At 63.2% G+C, this 19,526-nt stretch carries 22 protein-coding genes; 10 read left to right on the forward strand and 12 right to left on the reverse strand.

Annotation, left to right across the window (positions count from 1 at the left end; all coding sequences use genetic code 11):
• Position 1 precedes the first annotated feature (1 nt).
• The gene (locus D0550_RS31405; RefSeq protein ID WP_170134695.1) at positions 2-2,053 is read left to right on the forward strand and encodes an enoyl-CoA hydratase-related protein; all 2,052 of its coding nucleotides are present in this window, start codon (positions 2-4) and stop codon (positions 2,051-2,053) included.
• A 140-nt stretch (positions 2,054-2,193) separates the two neighbouring features.
• Positions 2,194-3,255, forward strand: a complete 1,062-nt coding sequence (locus D0550_RS31410) for a cyclic nucleotide-binding domain-containing protein (RefSeq protein WP_116813140.1) — start codon at positions 2,194-2,196, stop codon at positions 3,253-3,255.
• 16 nt (positions 3,256-3,271) lie between these two features.
• Here the strand turns inward: D0550_RS31410 and D0550_RS31415 are convergent, their stop codons facing one another.
• The 11 genes from D0550_RS31415 to rrtA form a co-directional block, all read right to left on the reverse strand.
• Positions 3,272-3,628, reverse strand: a complete 357-nt coding sequence (locus D0550_RS31415) for a PilZ domain-containing protein (protein ID WP_241520982.1) — start codon at positions 3,626-3,628, stop codon at positions 3,272-3,274.
• 55 nt (positions 3,629-3,683) lie between these two features.
• Complete coding sequence (holB, locus tag D0550_RS31420) at positions 3,684-4,739, reverse strand: DNA polymerase III subunit delta' (RefSeq protein ID WP_116813141.1); 1,056 nt, start codon at positions 4,737-4,739, stop codon at positions 3,684-3,686.
• A gap of 21 nt (positions 4,740-4,760) precedes the next feature.
• Complete coding sequence (tmk, locus tag D0550_RS31425; protein WP_116813142.1) at positions 4,761-5,417, reverse strand: dTMP kinase; 657 nt, start codon at positions 5,415-5,417, stop codon at positions 4,761-4,763.
• A 3-nt stretch (positions 5,418-5,420) separates the two neighbouring features.
• Complete coding sequence (mltG, locus tag D0550_RS31430) at positions 5,421-6,464, reverse strand: endolytic transglycosylase MltG (protein ID WP_116813143.1); 1,044 nt, start codon at positions 6,462-6,464, stop codon at positions 5,421-5,423.
• A 9-nt stretch (positions 6,465-6,473) separates the two neighbouring features.
• Positions 6,474-7,280 (reverse strand): aminodeoxychorismate lyase, encoded by an 807-nt coding sequence (gene pabC / locus D0550_RS31435; RefSeq protein WP_116813144.1) that lies wholly within the window; start codon positions 7,278-7,280, stop codon positions 6,474-6,476.
• On the reverse strand, positions 7,277-8,692 hold the full coding sequence (locus D0550_RS31440) for an aminodeoxychorismate synthase component I (protein WP_116813145.1): 1,416 nt from the start codon (positions 8,690-8,692) through the stop codon (positions 7,277-7,279). Before D0550_RS31440 ends, pabC begins: the two co-directional genes overlap by 4 nt.
• Positions 8,693-8,720: 28 nt before the next feature.
• Entirely contained in the window at positions 8,721-9,965 is a 1,245-nt protein-coding gene (fabF, locus tag D0550_RS31445; protein ID WP_116813146.1) for a beta-ketoacyl-ACP synthase II, read from the reverse strand.
• Positions 9,966-10,133: 168 nt separating this feature from the next.
• Positions 10,134-10,376 (reverse strand): acyl carrier protein, encoded by a 243-nt coding sequence (gene acpP, locus D0550_RS31450; protein ID WP_066920125.1) that lies wholly within the window; start codon positions 10,374-10,376, stop codon positions 10,134-10,136.
• A 156-nt stretch (positions 10,377-10,532) separates the two neighbouring features.
• Complete coding sequence (fabG, locus tag D0550_RS31455; protein WP_116813147.1) at positions 10,533-11,285, reverse strand: 3-oxoacyl-ACP reductase FabG; 753 nt, start codon at positions 11,283-11,285, stop codon at positions 10,533-10,535.
• Positions 11,282-12,241 carry an ACP S-malonyltransferase gene (gene fabD, locus D0550_RS31460; protein WP_116813148.1) on the reverse strand — a complete coding sequence of 320 codons (960 nt, stop codon included), beginning with the start codon at positions 12,239-12,241 and terminating at the stop codon, positions 11,282-11,284. Before fabD ends, fabG begins: the two co-directional genes overlap by 4 nt.
• 94 nt (positions 12,242-12,335) lie before the next feature.
• Complete coding sequence (gene rrtA / locus D0550_RS31465; RefSeq protein ID WP_116813149.1) at positions 12,336-12,980, reverse strand: rhombosortase; 645 nt, start codon at positions 12,978-12,980, stop codon at positions 12,336-12,338.
• A gap of 19 nt (positions 12,981-12,999) precedes the next feature.
• Here rrtA and gspH point away from each other — a divergent pair, with 19 nt between their 5' ends.
• The 8 genes from gspH to gspN (D0550_RS36605) are packed head-to-tail and all read left to right on the forward strand — an operon-like array spanning position 13,000 to position 18,368.
• Positions 13,000-13,689, forward strand: a complete 690-nt coding sequence (gene gspH / locus D0550_RS31470; protein ID WP_116813150.1) for a type II secretion system minor pseudopilin GspH — start codon at positions 13,000-13,002, stop codon at positions 13,687-13,689.
• A complete protein-coding gene (gene gspI / locus D0550_RS31475; protein WP_161966177.1) occupies positions 13,679-14,242 on the forward strand; it encodes a type II secretion system minor pseudopilin GspI in 564 nt (187 codons plus the stop codon). Before gspH ends, gspI begins: the two co-directional genes overlap by 11 nt.
• Complete coding sequence (gene gspJ, locus D0550_RS31480; protein ID WP_116813152.1) at positions 14,239-14,850, forward strand: type II secretion system minor pseudopilin GspJ; 612 nt, start codon at positions 14,239-14,241, stop codon at positions 14,848-14,850. The genes gspI and gspJ overlap by 4 nt, the downstream gene beginning before the upstream one ends.
• Positions 14,847-15,836, forward strand: a complete 990-nt coding sequence (gene gspK, locus D0550_RS31485; protein ID WP_116813153.1) for a type II secretion system minor pseudopilin GspK — start codon at positions 14,847-14,849, stop codon at positions 15,834-15,836. The genes gspJ and gspK overlap by 4 nt, the downstream gene beginning before the upstream one ends.
• Positions 15,836-17,104: a type II secretion system protein GspL gene (gspL, locus tag D0550_RS31490; protein WP_116813154.1), complete on the forward strand. Its 1,269-nt coding sequence runs from the start codon at positions 15,836-15,838 to the stop codon at positions 17,102-17,104. Before gspK ends, gspL begins: the two co-directional genes overlap by 1 nt.
• Positions 17,104-17,601 (forward strand): type II secretion system protein GspM, encoded by a 498-nt coding sequence (gene gspM / locus D0550_RS31495; protein ID WP_116813155.1) that lies wholly within the window; start codon positions 17,104-17,106, stop codon positions 17,599-17,601. The genes gspL and gspM overlap by 1 nt, the downstream gene beginning before the upstream one ends.
• A gap of 7 nt (positions 17,602-17,608) precedes the next feature.
• Complete coding sequence (gene gspN, locus D0550_RS36600; protein ID WP_116813156.1) at positions 17,609-18,079, forward strand: type II secretion system protein N; 471 nt, start codon at positions 17,609-17,611, stop codon at positions 18,077-18,079.
• Positions 18,069-18,368: a type II secretion system protein N gene (gene gspN / locus D0550_RS36605; protein WP_161966178.1), complete on the forward strand. Its 300-nt coding sequence runs from the start codon at positions 18,069-18,071 to the stop codon at positions 18,366-18,368. Before gspN (D0550_RS36600) ends, gspN (D0550_RS36605) begins: the two co-directional genes overlap by 11 nt.
• A gap of 36 nt (positions 18,369-18,404) precedes the next feature.
• Here gspN (D0550_RS36605) and D0550_RS31510 read toward each other — a convergent pair whose 3' ends face one another.
• Complete coding sequence (locus D0550_RS31510) at positions 18,405-18,944, reverse strand: TerB family tellurite resistance protein (protein ID WP_116813158.1); 540 nt, start codon at positions 18,942-18,944, stop codon at positions 18,405-18,407.
• Positions 18,945-19,526: the final 582 nt, after the last annotated feature.

Raw genomic sequence — 19,526 nt, forward strand, 5'->3', positions numbered from 1 at the left:
CATGACCGAAGCCACGGCCGCTGCCAGCGGCGCCGCTCATTGGCGATTGGAGAGCGAAGCGAACGGCCTCACCTGGCTGATCATCGACAAGGCCCACGCGGCGGTGAACAGTCTGTCGCGCGAAGTGATGGAAGAGCTGGACGCCATTCTCACGGCGCTCGCTCGCACCCCGCCCAAGGCATTGATCGTCACCTCGGGCAAGAATGGATTCATCGCCGGCGCCGACATCAAAGGCTTCGTCGGCATCGACTCGCCGGAGGCCGCGTATCAGATGATCCGCCAGGGCCAGCAGGTGGTCGACAAGCTGGCGGGGCTGCGGTGTGTCACGGTGGCCGCGATCAATGGGTTCGCGCTCGGTGGCGGTCTGGAAGTGGCGCTAGCGTGCCGCTACCGCGTGGCCGCCGACGATCCTTCGGTGACGCTGGGCTTTCCGGAAGTGCAGCTCGGGGTGCATCCGGGCTTGGGTGGTACGGTTCGCGCGGTGCAGCTGGCTGGCCCAGTCGCGGCCATGGAGCTGATGCTCACCGGGCGGCATATCCGCCCCAAGCAGGCGCTGCAGATGGGGTTGGTCGACAAGCTCGCGCTGCCAGCGCAACTGCGCGACGTCGCCCGCCAGATCGCGCTCAATCCGCCGCCCGCGAAGACGATGTCGCTGAAGAATCGGTTGCTGAACCTCGGGTTGGTGCGGCCCATCCTCGCCGGGCAGATGCGCGCGCAGGTGGCAAAGCGGGCTCGCCCCGAGCACTACCCTGCTCCCTACAAGCTGATCGAGCTGTGGCAGGAGTATGGCGGCGCGGGTGATCGCGCCTACGAGGCCGAAGCCCGCTCGATGGGCAATCTGTTGTGCACGCCGACCTCACGCAACCTGGTGCGTGTGTTCTTTTTGCAAGAGCGACTCAAATCCGCGGGCAAGAGCGCCGGCGAGCCGATCAAGCATGTGCACGTTGTTGGTGCGGGCGTCATGGGCGGCGACATTGCTGCCTGGTGCGCTGCTCGCGGCCTCAGTGTGACGTTGCAGGATCGCGAGGAAAAATACGTCGCGCCTGCCATGGAGCGGGCAAGAAAATTTTTCGAGAAGCGCTATCCGGATCAAGCCAAGCGCGATGAAGTGATCGCGCGGCTGCAGGCCGATGTGCCGGGTGCAGGCGTGCCGCAAGCGGATCTGGTCATCGAGGCCATCTACGAGAATCTCGAAGCGAAGCAAAGAGCTGTACGCGCGCATCGAGCCGCAGTCAAAGCCCACGCGTGCTCGCGACCAACACATCGAGCATCGTGCTCGAAACAGCTGGCCGAAGAAAAGCTCGCGCAGCCGCAAGCGACTCATCGGCCCTGCAAATTTTTTTCAAAATCCCGTTCTCGCGCAATGCCGCTGGTCGAAGTGATTCATGCAGCGGACNCGGATCCGCAGGAGATTCAGGCCGGGCTGGCGTTCGCACGACAGATCGACAAGCTCGCGATCGCCTGTCACAGCGCGCCTGGATTTCTCGTCAATCGCGTGCTGATGCCCTATTTGAGCGAAGCGGTTCGCGCCGCGCNGGAAGGCGTGCCGCTGGCGCTGATCGATCGCGCCGCCGAAGAATTCGGCATGCCCATGGGCCCGATCGAGCTGGCCGATGTGGTCGGTCTGGATGTGGTGATGAGTGTCGGCAAGGTCTTTTTCGAAACGGGCGCGGAAGTGCCGCCGGTGCTCGCGACCCGCTTCTCGGCCAAGAAATTTGGCAAGAAAACCGGCGAAGGCTTCTACGTGTGGCAGAACGACAAGCCAGTAAAGCCGCCGCACACCGGCCAGAGTGCGCCCGAGGATTTGCAGGATCGCTTGCTGCTGCCGCTGATCAACGAAGCGGTCGCGGTGCTGCGGCAACGCATCGTCGAAGACCCCGATCTCATCGACGCCGGCGTGATCTTCGGCGCGGGCTTTGCGCCGTTTCGAGGCGGTCCTTTGCAATACGCCCGTACGCGCGGTGTCGACGCCATCGTTGCCCGCTTACAAGAATTACAAACTGCCCACGGTGACAGATTTGCCCCGGACGAAGGGTGGGATTTAGTGCGCTGATCGCGGCGGGTAGCGCGGTCTTACCGGTAAATAGGCTGTGCTACCATCCCCGCCGGATCTGTCCTCACAGGTCTGCCCCGGATGCGCTTCGCCTGCCGTCGCGTTGTTCGGGCAACTGATCCCTTCGACACTGGAGACACATGGAGAGCAAGCCGCTCGATCTTGGCCTGCTTCGGTCATTTTCCCCGCTGGACGGATTGAAACCCGAGAACCTGCAGACGCTGGCGCGCAAGACCGTGCTCCGCGAGCTGTCCGCGGGACGCTTTCTGTTCAAGGAAGGCGATAGCGACAAGCGCACGTATTACCTGGTGAGCGGCGTCCTCGAGCTGCTGAAGGACGAGCGCTCCGTCACGATGTTGCGTGCCGGCTCTCCAGAAGCACGCAATCCCATCGCCCCTTTCACGCCGCGGCGCTATACCGCGCGTGCCGTCTCCGAGCGGGTCGAGTTCATCGCCATCGACAGCGACATGCTCGACATGATGCTCACCTGGGACCAGACCGGCTCGTACGAAGTCGGCGAGTTGAGCAGCGCCAATGAGCAGGCAGCGGCGAGCGATGACTGGATGACGACGCTGCTGCAGACCAAGGCGTTCCATCGCATTCCGCCGGCGAACATCCAGGCGATCTTCATGCGCATGCAGCGCATGGACGCCAAGGCCGGCGACGTCATCATCAAGCAAGGCGATGACGGCGATTATTTTTACGTGATCGTCAAAGGCAAATGCCTGGTCACGCGCGAGACGCCGTTGAACAAAGCCGGTATCAAGCTCGCCGAGCTCAGCATGGGCGACACGTTCGGCGAAGAGGCGTTGATCGCCGACGCGAAACGCAACGCGAATATCACCATGCTCACCGACGGCGCACTGATGCGGCTGGCGAAAGACGATTTCCGCAAACTGCTCAACGAGCCCATGCTGCAGTGGGTGGAGCTCGATCAGGCCCGGCAGATCGTCGCCAACGGCGGCAAGTGGCTCGATGTGCGGCTGCCGAGCGAGTTCGAAAACTTCCACCTGGAAGATGCGCTCAACCTGCCGCTGTATTTCATTCGCCTGAAGCTGAAAACGCTCGACCCGAGGCTGCACTACGTCGTGGTCTGCGACACCGGCCGACGCAGCTCCGCTGCGGCTTACATCCTCGCCGAGCGGGATTTGAATGCGTCGGTGCTGAAAGGCGGAATGAACGCGGCGAACTTGAAGAAATAAGCGCCGCGGAACTCAGTTACATCGTGTGGGTGGGCTTGTCGCCGCCCAAGGCGCCGGCCAGATAGCTCTCGATCTTGCGCTGAGTGTTGCCGCGATCCTGCTCGCTGAACTGCACGCCGATGCCCGCCGTGCGCTTGCCCTGCGCGCCCTTGGGCGTCATCCAGATCACGCGGCCGGCGACCGGCAGCTTCTCATCCTCGCCCATGAGGTTCAGCAGCATGAACACTTCATCGCCGAGCCGGTAATTGCTGTTGGTCGGAATGAACAGGCCGCCGTTCTTCACAAAAGGCATGTACGCCAGGTACAGCGCACTCTTGTCCTTGATTGTCAGAGTCAGCAAGCCGGGCTTGCTGCTGGGTGGACGCATCACCATGCGATCTTTCCGACGGGCGCAATAAGGTTTAACAAGGCGCGTTTAATTAGGTTGCTCAGCTTGCGCGTGCCACTGGTCCCTTCGAGGGTGCCAGCGCTTCCAGCAGACCGATCAGCCAGGACTCCACGGCCAGCTCGCGTTGGAGCGCGGTGCGGGCCAGTTGCGCTTTCAAAGCCCGGGTGCGATCCACCATGCTGTACAGCGCGCTTATGTTCAACGGCCGCGTCGGGCTTGGCAAGTGCGCAGGTCCCCCTGGGAACGTGACCCGATCGTCAGTTCCAGCAATCCCTGCGCGCGCCAGCGACGACAGCCACAGATCGAGCCACACCAGCCGATCGATGAGCGCATCTTTCTCCCACTCCGCCGCGACCTGGGTCACATCGGCGTCGCCGGCCAGCAGATCGCGTAACGACTTCTGCATGTGCTGGTTGAGTGAGTCGAAGCGGCCGTCGGCGTAGGCCAGCGCTTTGAGCGGCGCCCCGCCGCTGAATGCCAGCAAGGCCGGTGACACGCTCTTGCCAGACTCTTGCTGCAGCCAGGCCATCGCTTCGGCGGTCGATGGACGCGTCAGGGAGAGCTTCTGGCAGCGGCTGCGCACGGTCGGCAGCAGGCCCGACGGTCGCGAGGTCAGCAGCATGAGCAAGCTGCCCCGCGAGGGCTCTTCCAATGTCTTGAGCACGCTGTTCGCCGCCCCTGGCGTCATCTGGTGAGCGGGCTCGAGGATGGCGACCTTGTAGCCCTGTCGGAAACTGGTCTTCGACAGCTTCTCGCAGGCCGCGCGCACCTGATCGACCGAGAGCTGGGTTTTCTCCTCTTCGGGGGCGACCCAGTGCAGATCCGGATGCGAGCCGGCTTTGATGAGCGCACAGCTGGCGCACGAGCCGCAAACCTCGAGCGCGCCGTCGACCGACTTCTCACAAAGCACAGCGGCTGCAAGCCACGCTGCAAACGGTTCACTGCCGAGACCTTCGGCACCCTGCACGAGAATCGCGTGCGGCAACCGGTTCGCCGTCCATGCGTGACGCAGCTGCGCGATCGCAGCCGAATGCCACGGCAACAAGCGCGGGCTTGGCAACGATCGCGGCTCGGATTGTTCGTCTTTCTTGGCCATGGCTGACGCTATAAACGAAAGTTATGAACGCGGTGCCGGCGACAACTGCAACAGGCGCTCGTCGATGGCCTGCTGAATGGCGACTGTCACGGCTTCCAGGCTCTGCGTGGCATCGATCACGGCGAAGCGCTTCGGCTCCTGTCGCGCCCGATCGAGATAAGCCGTGCGTACGCGCTCGAAGAATTCCCGCCGCTCCTGTTCGAAGCGATCACTCGTTCCCGCGGCGGTGTTTCGAGCGCTCGCTCGCGCGGCGCTGATGTCGAGTGGCGCGTCGAGCAGCAACGTCAAATCGGGGCGCAACGTCCCCTGCACCATCTGCTCCAGCGTCGCGATGTTCTCAATCGGCAGGCTGCGGCCGCCGCCTTGATAGGCGTAGGTCGCATCCGTGAAGCGATCGCAAATGACACACGCACCGCGGGCCAGTGCCGGACGAATCACATTCTCGATGTGCGTCGAGCGCGCCGCGAACATGAGCAACAACTCGCACGTGCTCGGCATCGGCTCATCGCTCGTTTCCAGCAGCAGCTCACGGATGCGCTCGGCGCGATGCGTGCCGCCGGGCTCGCGCGTAATCACCACCTCGACGCCCTGCCCGGCGACGAAATCCTTCAGACGTCCGATCTGCGTGGACTTGCCCACGCCCTCGCCGCCTTCGATGGTGATGAACTTACCGTGCATGAATCATTTGCCCTGAGCTGCCGGCCGCGAGCTACTGCGCAGCTTCTGCAGATACCGTTTCACGGCGGCATTGTGCTCCGCCAGCGTACGTGAGAAAGCATGGCTACCATCGCCGTTACCCGTCGCCACGAAGAACAAGGCGCCGTTGCTCTCGGGATGCACTGCTGCCCGTATGGAGTCGAGTCCAGGCATTGCAATGGGCGTCGGCGGCAAGCCTGCGCGCGTGTAAGTGTTGTACGGCGTATCGCGCAACAGATCGGCGCGTCGAATGTTGCCGTCGTACGCACTCATCATGCCATAGATCACGGTGGGATCGGTCTGCAAGCGCATGCCTCGGCGCAGTCGCTCGATGAATACCCCGGCGATCTGCGGCCGTTCGGTATCGAGCGCGGTTTCCTTTTCGATGATGGACGCAAGAATCAATGCTTCGTACGGCCCGGCGAGCGGCAAATCCTTGGCGCGCGATTCCCACGCCGCCTTCACTTCCTGCTGCATGCGTCGAAACGCCATGCCCAGCAGCTCGATGTCTGTGGTGTTGCGCGGGAATCGATAGGTGTCCGGGAAGAACTGACCTTCGGGATGCACATCGGGCTGACCGAGCGCTCGCATGATTTCTTCTGGCGTGCGCGCGGCGTAGTCGTCTCGAACCGAGGGCGATTGCGCGAGCGCTTTGCGAATGTCGGCGAAGGTCGAGCCCTCGATGAAAGTGATGCTATGAAGCAGCACCTCGCCGGAGTTCAGCAACTCCAGCAGACCATTCGGCGTGAGTCCGGGCGTCAGCTGATATTCGCCGGCCTTCAACGAATGATCGCGCTTGGTGAGGCGCGCCCAGGCGGTGAAGATGAGCGGCTGATCCAGCAGGTTACGGTCATTCAGAGAGCTTGCCACCGTGCGCAACGAAGCGCCCTTGGGCACTTCGAAGATGGTGGTTTCGGTGAGCGTGGCAATCGGGGTCTGTAGCCAGCGATGGCTCCACCAGGTAAGCGCTCCTGCCGCGACGATGCCGAGCAGCAGCAATACACCGAACAGACGCAACAAGGTTCGCATTCCGCTCCTTCAGTCGCTCAGCGCCAACGCAGTTGCCAGCCGGGTCGCCACGTCGGTCTCACTCCATCGCAACGAATCGAGCGATGCCACCGAGCGGATGCCACGCACCGCGTTGGTGATGAACACTTCGCTCGCTACTTCCAGATCGTGGGGCCACAGCGGCTCTTCGCTCAGCGCCAATTTCAGTTTCGCGGCCGCTTTGATGACCTGTGCGCGCATCACGCCCTGGACGCCGCAGAAACGCAGATCGGGCGTCACCAGCGCGCCCTCGCGAACGACGAACACGTTGGCCGACGTGGCGCACACCACTTCGCCTTCGGTGTCGAGCATCAAGCCCTCGTCGGCCTCGCCTTCGCGCCACTCGCTTTGTGCCAACACCTGCTCGAGCCGATTCAGATGTTTGATACCGGCCAGCCGCGCGTTGCGTCCCAGTCGGATGTCACACCATCGCAGGCGAAGCGCCGCATGCGGTGCCGGATTGAACGGATGCAGCGCCACGACGCGATTGCTCGACATCGGGCTGCTCGGTCGATAGCCCCGACCGCCGGCGCCACGGGTTACGATGATTTTGAGTACGCCTCGGTCCGCATCGGCCGTGACTTGGGCGATCTCACGCAGCAGGGTCGCTCGATCGGGCGGCGCAATGCCCAATCGCGCGCAACCCGAGAACAACCGTTGGCAATGATCGTCGATGAAACGCACGCGACCGTCGACCAGCAGCGCGGTCTCGAACAACCCATCGCCGTATTGAAAGCCGCGATCGTCCGCCGCAATCTGCTGCGACGGCAGACCATTGACCAGCATGGCGGGCGTCATGGGCCCGCACCTTCGGTATCCGATCCCAACGCTCGCAACACGCCTCGCGCTTTCGCTCGCGTTTCTGCCAGCTCTCGCTCCGGCACCGAGTCGGCAACGATGCCCGCACCGGCGCGTAGCGTGAGTCGATCGCCCGCCACTTCCAGCGAGCGAATCAGAATGTTCGTGTCCATGCTGCCGTCGCGGTTGAGATAACCGAACGAGCCAGTGTAGGCACCGCGTGCGACGCCCTCGAGCTCGGCGATGATTTCCATGCAGCGAACTTTGGGACAGCCGGTGATCGTGCCCCCAGGAAACACCGCGCGCAGCACGTCGCCCGGCGTCGCATCGGAGCGCAGCGTGCCGCTCACATTCGAAACGATGTGATGAACGTGCGCGTACGACTCGATGGTCATGAGCTCGTCGACCTTCACGGTACCCGCTTCGCAGATTCGCCCCAGGTCATTGCGTTCCAGGTCGATCAGCATCACGTGCTCCGCCCGCTCTTTGGGATGAGCGTGCAGCTCGCGCGCAAGATCGACGTCAGCGGCAGCAGTCTGGCCTCGCGGACGCGTGCCTGCAATGGGCCGCGTCGAGACCTGGCCGTCACGCACCGACACCAGGCGCTCTGGCGATGAGCTTACGATCGTGATGCCTTCGAGCCGCACGATGCCGCTGAACGGCGCTGGGTTGGTCTCGCGCAGGCGTTGATACAGATGTTGAGGGGTGACGCCGGCGGTCAGCTTCGCTTGCCAGCTGCGCGAAAGATTCGCTTGATAGACGTCGCCGTCGGCGATGTATTCGAGCGCGCGTTCCACACTTCGCAAGAACCGATCCGGCGCATCTTCGCTCACGCCGCCCGACACCAGCGGCACGCCGGGTGCGCGCAATGCTGGAACGTGCGCAAGATCGTTTGCCATGCGTGTCAGCAGCGGCTCGAACGCCGCTTCGACAACGAGCCACGACTGGCCGCTGTGGCGTTCGTGAATGATGGCGGCCGGCACCCGAATCGCGGCCGCAATCGGACCAGCGCCCGGCAATGGCAGCCTCAGTCGGGGCTCGATCTCGCCCGCCAGCTCGTAGCCCAAGTAAAGCAGCCAGCCGCCGCTGAACGGCAGCTCGTTATGGGCGCTGGCTCGAACGCGCTCGGCTTGCCACCAATGATCGAGCGCGGGCAGGAACTGGCCACCGGCCGCATGGGTTCGACCGCTCAGCGTGCCATCACGAAGCAGCGCCAGCTGCCCCTGCGGATAGGCAAAGAGGATGTCGAAGCGCGTGCGCGCGTTGCCGGCGGCGGCGCTTTCGAAGAGAGCGGGATAGCGGTCGGGAAACGCGGCATGCAACGCCAGCAGCGCCGACGAATCGGCGCTGACGGGTTGGATTACAGGCGCTTGCTCCACCGCGGGGGACCTGGGCGACTCCGCGCCGCTCATGACATCCCCCATGAAGTGTCTATGGCACTCAGTCGAGCTTCTTGAAGATCAGGCTGCCGTTGGTGCCGCCGAAGCCGAACGAGTTCGACAAGGCCACCTTGATCGGCATCTGACGGGCGACTTTCGGCACGTAGTCCAGATCGCAACCCTCGCCAGGGTTGTCGAGATTGATGGTCGGCGGTGCGACCTGATCGCGAATGGCGAGAATCGAGAAGATCGCTTCCACGGCGCCGGCGGCACCGAGCAAGTGACCGGTCATCGACTTCGTCGAGCTGACCGCGAGCTTCGATGCGTGATCGCCGAAGGCGCGCTTCATCGCGATGGTCTCGGCGCGGTCGCCGAGGTCCGTCGACGTCGCGTGCGCGTTGATGTACTGCACTTCGCTCGGGTCGAGCTGCGCATCCCTCAACGCATTTGCCATGGCAAGACGCGCGCCCTCGCCGTTTTCCGGCGGCGCGGTGATGTGATGCGCATCGCCGCTCATGCCGAAGCCGACGAGCTCTGCATAAATGCGCGCACCGCGCGCCTTCGCATGCTCGTATTCCTCGAGCACGATCGAGCCAGCGCCATCGGACAGCACGAAGCCGTCGCGATCTTTATCCCACGGACGGCTCGCCGCCTGCGGATCGTCATTGCGAGTCGACAACGCACGAGCTTGGCAGAAGCTGCCCAGACCCAGCGGCGTGGTCGCCATTTCGCCGGCGCCCGCGATCATGACATCGGCGTCGCCGTACTGAATCAAACGCATGGCCAGACCGATCGAGTGCGTCGAGGTGGTGCAGGCCGTCACCGTGGCGATGTTCGGCCCGGTGAGCTTGAAATCGATGGAGACGTGGCCGGAGATCATGTTGATGATGCTGCCGGGCACGAAAAATGGGGAGATGCGCTTCGGGCTCTTGGTCTCCAGCCACTTGGTGTGATTTTCCTCGATGGTGTCGAGGCCGCCGATGCCGGCGCCCATCGCCACACCCATCCGTGCGGCATTCTCGGGCGTCACGACCAGGCCCGAGTCCTTCATGGCATCGGCCGCGGCGGCGTAGCCATAGTGCATGAACGGGTCCATGTTCCGCAGGCGCTTGGCCGGCAGATATTTTTCCGCATCGAAATCCGCCACGCCGCCATGGAAGCGCACGGGAAATGCGCTCACATCGAAACGGGTGATCGGCACGATGCCGCTCTTACCTTCGAGCACGTTGCGCCACGCCGAATCGATGCTGCTGCCGACGGGGGAAACGATGCCCAGACCAGTGATGACTACGCGTCGCTTGGACAAACGGTTACCTCACGAGAAGCGTGACTTCGATTGACTTGCCACAACTAATTACTGGGGACATGGAGGGCGATTGGCGGAAGACCGTGGATGATTGCGGCCTTCCTTGATGCTTCAGCGTGGCGCGTCCGAGATGTCTACGGGGCGCGCCTACAGCTCGCGTGCGAGGCCTCAGGCCTGGTTGCGACGCTCGGTGATGTAATCGATCGCCTGCTGCACGGTGGTGATCTTCTCCGCGTCCTCGTCCGGGATCTCGGTTTCGAACTCCTCCTCCAGTGCCATCACCAGCTCGACCGTGTCGAGCGAGTCAGCGCCCAGGTCGTCGACGAAGGAAGCGTCGTTGGTGACCTCTTCCTCTTTCACCCCCAGTTGTTCGGCGACGATGGCTTTGACCTGCTGTTCAATACTGCTCATTGTGTACGAGTCCTCTATGAGGTGCTTAAACCCTTCGCTCGAGACCGACCCTTTTTGTTCATGGGTGGGGTCGCACGGGGGGCGTATTCTAAGTTAGAAGCCCGGTGGGGCCAACATTTACGAAAGTTGTTCGATTTTGGGCTGACGTTGCTGGCGTCAGACCATGTACATGCCGCCGTTGACGTGCAGCGTTTCACCGGTGATATAGCCGGCCTGTGGCGACGCAAGAAACGCCACAGCATGGGCAATATCCTCGACAGAACCCAGTCGTCCCAACGCAACTTGTGCACTCAGCTGCTGTTGTTGCTCGGCCGGCAGCTTGGCGGTCATATCGGTCGCGATGAAGCCCGGCGCCACCACGTTCACCGTGATACCGCGCGAGCCGACCTCGCGTGCCAGAGATTTGGAAAAGCCGATGATGCCGGCCTTGGCCGCGGCGTAATTGGTTTGCCCGGCGTTGCCCATCACACCCACCACCGAGGCGATGTTGATGATGCGCCCCCGGCGGGCCTTCATCATGCCGCGCAGGACCGCTTTCGACAGCCGGAACACCGAGGCGAGGTTGGTGTTCATGATGTCGTCCCACTCCTCCTGCTTCATGCGCAGGAGCAGGTTATCGCGGGTAATTCCTGCATTGTTCACCAGGATGGTGAGCGCGCCTTCCTGGCCTTCGATGTCTTTGAGGGCGGCTTCGCTCGAGGCCACATCGGCGACGTTCAGCACGATGCCGCGGCCCTTGTAGTTGCCGGCGGCGAGCCATTCAGTGATGCCTTGAGCACCGGCATCGCTGGTCGCCGTGCCGATCACCGTTGCACCATTGCGCGCCAATTGCTCGGCAATCGCGCGGCCGATGCCACGCGAAGCGCCGGTCACCAGCGCGATATCCTGGGCCAATACTTGCTCGCTCATGACTGACTCCGGCAGGCCGCGAGCGCCTGTTGCAAGCTCTCAGGATCCTCGATCGAGAGCATCGCGATGTCCTTGTTCTTCTCGATACGGCGGTTGAGGCCGGTCAACACGCCCTTGGGGCCACACTCGACCACCACTTTGGCGCCGCCGGCGAGCATGGCGCGCACGGTTTCGGTCCAGCGCACCGGCTTGACCAACTGTTGCACCAACGCCTGGCGAATGCTGTCCGGTCCCTGGTGAGTCTTCACATCGACCGTATAGATGTCGCGCACTTCAGGCTGCGCGAACGACACGCTCTGCAATTTCTCGGTCAGGCGGTCGGCGGCGGGCTGCATCAATGCAGTGTGCGACGGCACGCTGACCGGCAGCTTCATCGCGCGCTTGGCGCCCTTGGATTTGAGCACTTCGATGGCGCGATCGACCGCCACGGCACTGCCTGCGATCACGACCTGACCGGGGGAATTGAAGTTGGCGGCCTGAACGATCTCGCCTGCGGCGCCACTTTGGGTGGCTTCGGCACAGGCAGCTTCCACATCGGCGTCATCGACACCGAGGATGGCGGCCATCGCGCCCTGCCCGGCGGGCACCGCCTGTTGCATGGCCTGGCCGCGAAACTGGACCAATGCGACCGCGGTTTTGAAATCCAACGCGCCGGAGCACACCAGCGCCGAGTATTCGCCGAGACTGTGGCCGGCCATCGCCGCAGGCAGCGGACCGCCGTGCTTGCGCCAGACGCGCCAGGTCGCGACGCCCGCGGTCAGCATCGCAGGCTGGGTGCGCTCGGTAGCGCCGAGCTGTTCATCCGGACCCTGCTGGCACAGCTGCCACAGGTCGTAGCCGAGCACCGACGATGCTTCGGCGAAGGTTTCCTGCACCAGCGGCTCGGCGCTCGCCAGCGCGGCCAACATGCCGACCGACTGCGACCCCTGGCCGGGGAATACAAAGGCAAAACTCATTGAGCTCCTGTGGGTCTTTCGGCCACTTTCGCGGCCCGACCGGGCATGACCAACCTCATGCGGCGCGCGATTATAACGATCCGCCTCAGGGTGGCTAGATCCTTGACTTTACGGCCACTTGCCTGTGGGCCTGCAACCACAGGATGAATCCGGCCAGCGCCCCACCCAGCGCACCGTAGCGATGCGCTTCCACAACGACCGCCAGATCGCCCACCATCGGCAGCGCGCCTTGCCAGTATTCCCAGCTCAATTTACCGACCAGAATCGCGGTCAACCCTAGTGCAAGCGGCTTCGGCTGGTACTGCCACCAGGCCACCGCACCGGCCGCCAACGCGCCATGCAGAACCCCGGACAGCCCCACGTACCAGGTAATCTGTGGCTCCCAAAATACAAACGCGACATCGATCGCCAGCGCGCTCAGCAGCGCGATCAGCAGCCAGCCTCGCCGGGAGTACTCCTGCTGAAACAGCGCGGCGATCAGCGCAACGGCGGCGGCGTTCAGCAGCAGATGACGCGTGTTGCCATGAACTAGATGTCCTGTAATCAGGCGCCAGTATTCTCCCTGCAGCACTGCCTCGCGCTCATAGCGCAACAGCAGCCGACCGTCTTCGCCAAGCAGCGACAACAGAACCAGCCCGAGCCACAGCAGTCCAACCCCCCGCCAACCCCGCCCGTCAGGCATCCATTGCCCGAGCCGCTGCGAAAACGACCGGGCGGGCCCGGACAAGCCATCACTCATTGGTACGATCTGCTTTGTTATGATCCGGCGCCTTACGCATCACGGTAGAGCTCCTATTATCCACACCTGCACCCCGGCCCGCTGGAGGCAGCTGCACAGCGGCTTCACGCTGCTGGAGTTGCTCGTGGTGCTGGTGGTCATCGGCGTGATGGTGTCGGTGGCGATCCTGTCGTTCGGCGTGCTCGGACGCGACCGTCAGTCCGAAGATGAATCCCGCCGCTTCTGGACGGTGCTGCGACAGGCGCGTGAAGAAGGCGAAATGCAGGTCGAAGATCTCGGCATTTTCGTGTCCAGCGGCGCCTACGAATATCTGCGCTTCGATTCCCGCAAGAACGAGTGGGAGCCCATCGAGGGTGACGAGCTGTTCGCGCAGCGGCAGCTGCCCGAGGGGCTGCGTTTTCGGCTGCGACTGGAATCGCGTGAGGTGATCCTCAAGCCGAACCTGCCTCAGCGCGGCGACAAGGACGAAAACAAAAGGAACCCACCGCACATCATGGTGCTGTCCAGCGGCGATGTGAGCCCGTTCGAACTGGAGATCGAGCGTGAAGGCCAACCGGCGGTGTGGCGCGTGACTGCGCTCGCCGACAACGATCTGCGCGTCGAGACTCGCGATGAGCGCAATCAATGGGGCCCGCTACTGCAGACCAAGCCACCTCAGGACAACAAGAACGGCAAGCAAGCGCCGATGCGGGTGTCCAGTGCGCGCTAAACTCATCGATCGCAGGCGTGCCTCCTCCTCCGGCTTTACGCTGATCGAAGTGCTGGTGGCGCTGATCGTGGTCGGCCTCGGCATGCTCGCCGTCATCCAAACCGTGAGCCAGACGGCCAACAACACCTCGTACATTCGTGAGAAAACCATCGCGCACTGGATCGCGATGAATCAGCTCACCAAGGTGCGCCTGGAGCCCAATGCACCGGCGCTCGATAAATCCTCCGATGAAGTAAAGATGGCCGGGCGCGACTGGCGCTGGACCATGGAAGTAAAGCAAACGCCGGTCGAGTCGATCCGCCGCATCGAGATCAGCGTGCGTCCCTCGGAGGCGCCGGAGAAGAGCTCACTCGCCTATATCTCCGGTTTTTACGGCACCGCCGTGGCGCCGCCCGGCACGACACAGATTTCGTGGAAAGGCTCGCAGCAAGGCGGCGGCGGACGACAGCGCGAGCGTCGTCGCGATTCTGAAACCGAGCCGCCGCCGCAGCTCCAGCCGGGCGAGCCGGTTCCCTCGGAGCCGCAACAGCCGTCCGAGGAGCCTGGCTCATGAAGGCGCGCGGTTTCACGCTAGTCGAGCTGCTCGTCGCGATTTTTATTTTCGCGATCGTCAGCGCGATCGCCATGGGCGGTTACAACCAGCTGGTCAAACAAAGTGACATCGTCGATGCCGGCGCCGCGCGCACGCGAGCCATTCAATCGACGCTGCAACGGATGAATCTGGACTTCACCTCGCTCGAGCCGCGACCGGTGCGGCAGCCCTTGGGCGACGGCCTGTTGCCCGCGCTGCGCTCCGATGAGAAAAGCGGCAGTCCCGAACTGGTGGAGTTCACGCATTCGGGCTGGAGCAATCCCGCCGGCGTGCCCCGCTCCACTTTGCAGCGCGCGGCCTATCGCATCGAGGACAAAAAACTCATTCGCGATTACTGGCTCGCGCTCGATCGCACCATGAGCAGCGAGCCGGAAAGCGCGGTGCTGCTCGATAACGTGAAGAGCCTGAAATTCCGCTTCATGGATCCCAATCGCAGCTGGCACGATCAGTGGCCACCGCTGGGCTTTTCGCCTGGCGAGGCGCCGTGGGTGCGACCGATCGCGGTGGAGATCACGCTCGATCTCGAAGACTGGGGCGAGCTGAAGCGACTGGTGGAGGTGGCCGGATGAGCCGCTTGCGTGCAGCCCTGCGTCCGCCCGACAAACGGCAGCAACGCGGCGTCGCGCTGGTCATGGCGGTGCTGATCGTGGCACTGGCGACCATTCTTGCGGCCGAAGTCGGCTTCCGCGGCTATCTCGATCAGCGCCGCACGGTGAACACGTTCTCGCTCGATCAGTCGTTCGAGATCGCGTTGGGCGGGGAAGCCTGGGCGTCCGACGCGCTGCGCCGAGACAAGATGCAAGCCAACAAGACCGATGACTTCACCGAAGAATGGGCCACGCCCATTCCGCCGATTCCGCTGGAAGATGTCGGCGGTGAGTTCGAAGGTCAGCTGGAGGATATGCAGGGGCGCTTCAATCTCAACGATCTGGTGACCTTTGACCAGGCCGGCGTCGGCACGGCGAACCAGCCCGCGGTGGAGCGCTTCGCGCGCCTGCTCACTCTGCTCGAACTGGAGCCGAAGTGGGCCGGCTACATCGCCGACTGGATCGACTCGGACAACAATGCGGGCTTTCCCGACGGCGCCGAGGATCCGGTGTACACGAATCTGTCGCCGCCCTACCGCACCGCGAACATGCCGATCACGCGTGCCAGCGAGCTGTTGGCCTTGCCGGACTTCGGTGCAGAGCGCTATCGCAAGCTCGCGCCGTTCGTTACAGCGCTGCCCCCAGGTCAGCCCATCAATCTGTGTACGGCATCGCCCGAGCTGCTCGATGCGCTGATCGGCGAGGGTCGGGAATTCACGCTGGCCCGCGATGCCGGCAAGCAGACGCGTGCGCAGCGCTGTTTTCCGACCGTGACCGAATTCCAGGCCAGCCTCTCGAACGAGCGCAAAGAGGAGCTGAGCAACGTGATCGGTGAAACCAGCGATTACTTTCTGGCGACCATCTGGGTCACCCTTGGCACTCACAGGTTCACCCTGTACAGTTTGTTGTATCGAAGCGGCGGCGCCAATCAGGTCCGTCCCATCCTAAGAAGCTACGGAACGCTCTGATGCCGGAACTCCTAGTTGTCCGCTTGCATCCGATTGCGGCCGCCTCCCCCGGGGCGACGCAGGCGGCGCCACCACAAGCCGAATGGTTAGTCATCGATAGCAGCGGTGCCCGCCGAGGCAATGTCTCGTGGGGCTCGCTCAGCGATGCCGCCGAGCATTCGCACACCCGCAAGACGGTCGTGCTGGTGCCCGGCACCGATGTGTTGCTTGCCGAGCCGATATTGCCGTTGAAAGGCGGCGCGAAGCTGGCGCAAGTCGTGCCCTTCGCGCTCGAAGAACAATTGGCAGCCGACGTCGAGGACATGCACTTCGCGGTCGGCAAACGCGATTCGCGCCCGGGCACCCCCGTCGCCGCGGTTGCGCGCGATCGCATGGATGAATGGGTCGGCACGCTGCGGCTCGCAGGCTTGTCCACCGACACTATCTACGCCGAAACGAGCGTGCTGCCGACGGTGGCGGGTGCGGTCGCCGTGCTCATCGACGGCAAGCGGTTGTACGTGCGTCGCGAGAATCAGCCCGGCACGGTGATCGAAGTCGAGCCGCTGATCGAAGCGCTACAGATGGCACTCGCCAGCGGCGAAGAGTCCCGCGAGCACGTGACCATTTTCGTTTCGGAAGAGGACTACGAGCGCGAGCGCGAGCTGCTCGAAGGCTTGCGCGAGTTCACTGCGAGCCTGCAGTTGAAGCTGCTGCCCGATGGTCCCCTGCCGCTGCTGGCCTCGAACATCCCCCAGTCCGGCGCGGTGAACCTGCTGCAGGGACCATATGCGGCCAAGACCAAGCTCAATATTTCTTTTGCACCGTGGCGCTATGCCGCGATCCTCGCCGCTGTGTTCTTCGCCGCGCACGTCGGCGTGAAGAGCTGGCAGTACTTCCATTACAAGAAGGTCGAAGGCCAGCTCGACGCGCAGATCGCCGAGGTCTACCAACAGGCCTTGCCGGGCGCGCCGGTGCCCAATCCGATGGATGCGCGCCGACAGGTCGAGCAGGTGCTCGGGCAACTGCGCGGCACCGGCCCCGAGAGCGGCATGCTCACCACGCTTGCCATGTTGAGCGAAGCAATGGCGCAGGCTCCGAATACCGATATCGAAGCGCTGCGCTATCAAAACAATGTCATGGATCTGCGCGTGCTGACGCCGTCGGTCGATGCGCTCGATCGCATCCGGCAGGTGGCCGGTGAGCGCGGCGTGACTGCCGAAATCCAGTCCACCAATCCGCGCGATCAGAAGGTCGAGGGCCGGCTGCAATTCAAAAAGGCAGGCGCGTGATGCAACAGCTCAAAGACAAGTTCAATTCGCTGCAGCCCCGCGAGCGCATCATCATGATCGCCGGCGCCATTCTGGTGCTGGTCGTCGCGGTGTACGTGCTGGTGCTCTCGCCGCTGTATGGCGCCGTGAATGCACAAGCCAAGCGGGTCGCGCAGAAAGAAGGTGACCTGGCGTGGATGCGCAGCGTGTCCGGCGAGGTTGCCGTGCTCAGCGCCAACGCGCCCGCTCATCCGGGGCCGAGCAACGAATCGATGGTCGTGCTGATCGATCGTGCCGCGCGCGATTGCGGCTTGGGTTCCTCGCTTACCGGCCAGACCCCCAATGGCGATCGCGGCATCCGCGTCCGACTCGAAGGCGCGGAGTTCGACAAGTTGATGGTGTGCTTGGGCCAGCTGCAACAGGTGCACTCGGTGGACGTCGAGTCCGCCACCATCGATCGCGCCGGCAAGCCCGGCCTCGTGAATGCCAATCTGGTCCTGACCCGCGTCGGCGCATAACAACTCTATGAAGCGACTCTGGCCGTTGGTTGCGCTCGGCGTGGGCGCATTCATCATCTTCGCCGTGGTCACCCTGCCCGCCAGCATCGTGACCTCCTGGCTGGACTCCTCCGGCGTTTATGCCGGCGGGGTCTCCGGCACGATCTGGAATGGCCGTGCGCAGGTGCTGCAAGTCCAGGGCGTGAATGTCGGCGGCGTCGAATGGAAGCTGCATGCGCTCGGGCTGCTCACTGCGCACGCCAACGCGGATGTGAAGGTGAAGCGTATCGATGGCTTCGCGCAGACCCAGCTGAGCGTGGGCCCCACTGGCACGATGAATCTGAAATCGCTCACTGCCTCCTTCCCGCTCAGCGCATTGCCGGCCACGGTGATTCCCGGCGGGTGGGCCGCCACCATCAACGGCCGCTTCCAGCAGGTCACGCTGGAGAAAGGCTGGCCGACGCACGTGGATGGCACGTTGGAGGTCAATGGAACCTGAAACTGGCCCGGCGCGCCGTTCCTGCGAAAAAAGTCGGCAGCTAATCGCAATCGCGTTCGATCCCGCCGCCTCCACCTCGGAAGTCTTGAAGGGCGCGCTCTCGGACGCCGGCGATGGCCCGCTGGAAGTGACCGGCACCATCCAGCTGAAGCCCGATGGCAGCTACCTCGTCGAGACCCTGGTCGCCGCGCGCCCCGATGCCCCTCGCGATCTGCTGCAAACGCTGGAATTCCTCGGCCCGCCGGATGCGCAAGGCCGCCGTCCGTACACCACCGAAGGCACGTTCTGATCGTCCGCGGGAGTTAGGACCTGGTGAACACAGGCCCTAGCTCCACTTGCCGCCTGCGGCCTTCTGTCGGGTCGCAAAGAATCGTTCGGTTGCGTCGATCAACTTCTGCTGCTCGCCATTGATCGAGCCATCCAGCGCCGCGATCCGCCGCATCATCGTCAGCAGCGAGCTTACCGCCGCGGGCTCGAACTTCGCCGCGCTCGGTTCCAGAATCTTGTCGAGATGATCGACGATATAAATCTCATCGCGGATCAGATGTGAGCTGGCGAGCAGCAGATCGGCGGCTTCATCGCGTGAAATTTCGAATTCGTGCTGGAAGGTGTTCTGCAGTTCCCGCTTCTGATCCGAGGTGATCTCACCATCGGCCTTGGCGATGCCCAGCAGCAGCACCGCCGCCACATCCATGGGCCGTTCCAGCCGATAGATCGGCTTGGCACCGTAGGTCCGGCTCCATTTCCAGCGCCGATAGGCCAGGAACGGATTGATGGAGCTCAGACTGAATCCGGAACGCTGCAGGGAGTTGATCGCCCATAGCAAGCCGGCCAGCGCGGTGATTGCAGCGATGATGATGTGCACGGAAGCTCCTGCCGGGTGCAGACCTGGATTAGTTATGTCGATAGTTTATCCATGGTCGCGGTGCGACGGCGATGTTTCCAAGGGCTGAGTGTGAGGCAGGTCACTTCGTGAAGCCACACTTCGCTGCCGCTCCAGGCGTCGCTGGGACGCATCAGTCTGTCTTCAGAGCAAACGAGCTGCTGGCCAAGGCTCTTCTAATTATGCAATGGTGGGCTGCACCCTTAGTGCACTTTGCTACGGACCAAAAAAGGAATTCCAAGATGAAGCAGGCAATTGTGAAGAGCTCGATCGCACTGGTATTTGCGTGTCTTTCCATGAACGCTCACGCGGGATGGTCTGCATGGGGCACCTTATCTACCCTGCATTCGAGCAATAGCCCATCAAAAGCGTTCTTGTACGGACTGAGCATTGGCGACGCGGGCTGTTCACAGTCCGTACCACTGATCATTCTGACCGGGAGCGAGTCGACGGACAATGCAAAGGAATTATATTCAACGGCGCTCGCGGCCCTGATGGCCGGAAGACAGGTTCGCGCGTTTGCGGATGACTGTTGGACCGGCAACAGCTCACCTCGGGTCCGCG

Source organism: Steroidobacter cummioxidans (genome assembly GCF_003104955.1).

What these genes read in the sequence shown, in the direction of transcription:
- D0550_RS31410 (WP_116813140.1), top strand. Translation starts at nt 2,194, where the DNA reads ATGGAGAGCAAGCCGCTCGATCTTGGCCTGCTTCGGTCATTTTCCCCG.
- D0550_RS31415 (WP_241520982.1), bottom strand. Translation starts at nt 3,628, where the DNA reads ATGGTGATGCGTCCACCCAGCAGCAAGCCCGGCTTGCTGACTCTGACA.
- holB (WP_116813141.1), bottom strand. Translation starts at nt 4,739, where the DNA reads ATGGCCAAGAAAGACGAACAATCCGAGCCGCGATCGTTGCCAAGCCCG.
- tmk (WP_116813142.1), bottom strand. Translation starts at nt 5,417, where the DNA reads ATGCACGGTAAGTTCATCACCATCGAAGGCGGCGAGGGCGTGGGCAAG.
- mltG (WP_116813143.1), bottom strand. Translation starts at nt 6,464, where the DNA reads ATGCGAACCTTGTTGCGTCTGTTCGGTGTATTGCTGCTGCTCGGCATC.
- pabC (WP_116813144.1), bottom strand. Translation starts at nt 7,280, where the DNA reads ATGACGCCCGCCATGCTGGTCAATGGTCTGCCGTCGCAGCAGATTGCG.
- D0550_RS31440 (WP_116813145.1), bottom strand. Translation starts at nt 8,692, where the DNA reads ATGAGCGGCGCGGAGTCGCCCAGGTCCCCCGCGGTGGAGCAAGCGCCT.
- acpP (WP_066920125.1), bottom strand. Translation starts at nt 10,376, where the DNA reads ATGAGCAGTATTGAACAGCAGGTCAAAGCCATCGTCGCCGAACAACTG.
- fabG (WP_116813147.1), bottom strand. Translation starts at nt 11,285, where the DNA reads ATGAGCGAGCAAGTATTGGCCCAGGATATCGCGCTGGTGACCGGCGCT.
- fabD (WP_116813148.1), bottom strand. Translation starts at nt 12,241, where the DNA reads ATGAGTTTTGCCTTTGTATTCCCCGGCCAGGGGTCGCAGTCGGTCGGC.
- rrtA (WP_116813149.1), bottom strand. Translation starts at nt 12,980, where the DNA reads ATGAGTGATGGCTTGTCCGGGCCCGCCCGGTCGTTTTCGCAGCGGCTC.
- gspH (WP_116813150.1), top strand. Translation starts at nt 13,000, where the DNA reads ATGATCCGGCGCCTTACGCATCACGGTAGAGCTCCTATTATCCACACC.
- gspJ (WP_116813152.1), top strand. Translation starts at nt 14,239, where the DNA reads ATGAAGGCGCGCGGTTTCACGCTAGTCGAGCTGCTCGTCGCGATTTTT.
- gspK (WP_116813153.1), top strand. Translation starts at nt 14,847, where the DNA reads ATGAGCCGCTTGCGTGCAGCCCTGCGTCCGCCCGACAAACGGCAGCAA.
- gspL (WP_116813154.1), top strand. Translation starts at nt 15,836, where the DNA reads ATGCCGGAACTCCTAGTTGTCCGCTTGCATCCGATTGCGGCCGCCTCC.
- gspM (WP_116813155.1), top strand. Translation starts at nt 17,104, where the DNA reads ATGCAACAGCTCAAAGACAAGTTCAATTCGCTGCAGCCCCGCGAGCGC.
- gspN (WP_116813156.1), top strand. Translation starts at nt 17,609, where the DNA reads ATGAAGCGACTCTGGCCGTTGGTTGCGCTCGGCGTGGGCGCATTCATC.
- gspN (WP_161966178.1), top strand. Translation starts at nt 18,069, where the DNA reads ATGGAACCTGAAACTGGCCCGGCGCGCCGTTCCTGCGAAAAAAGTCGG.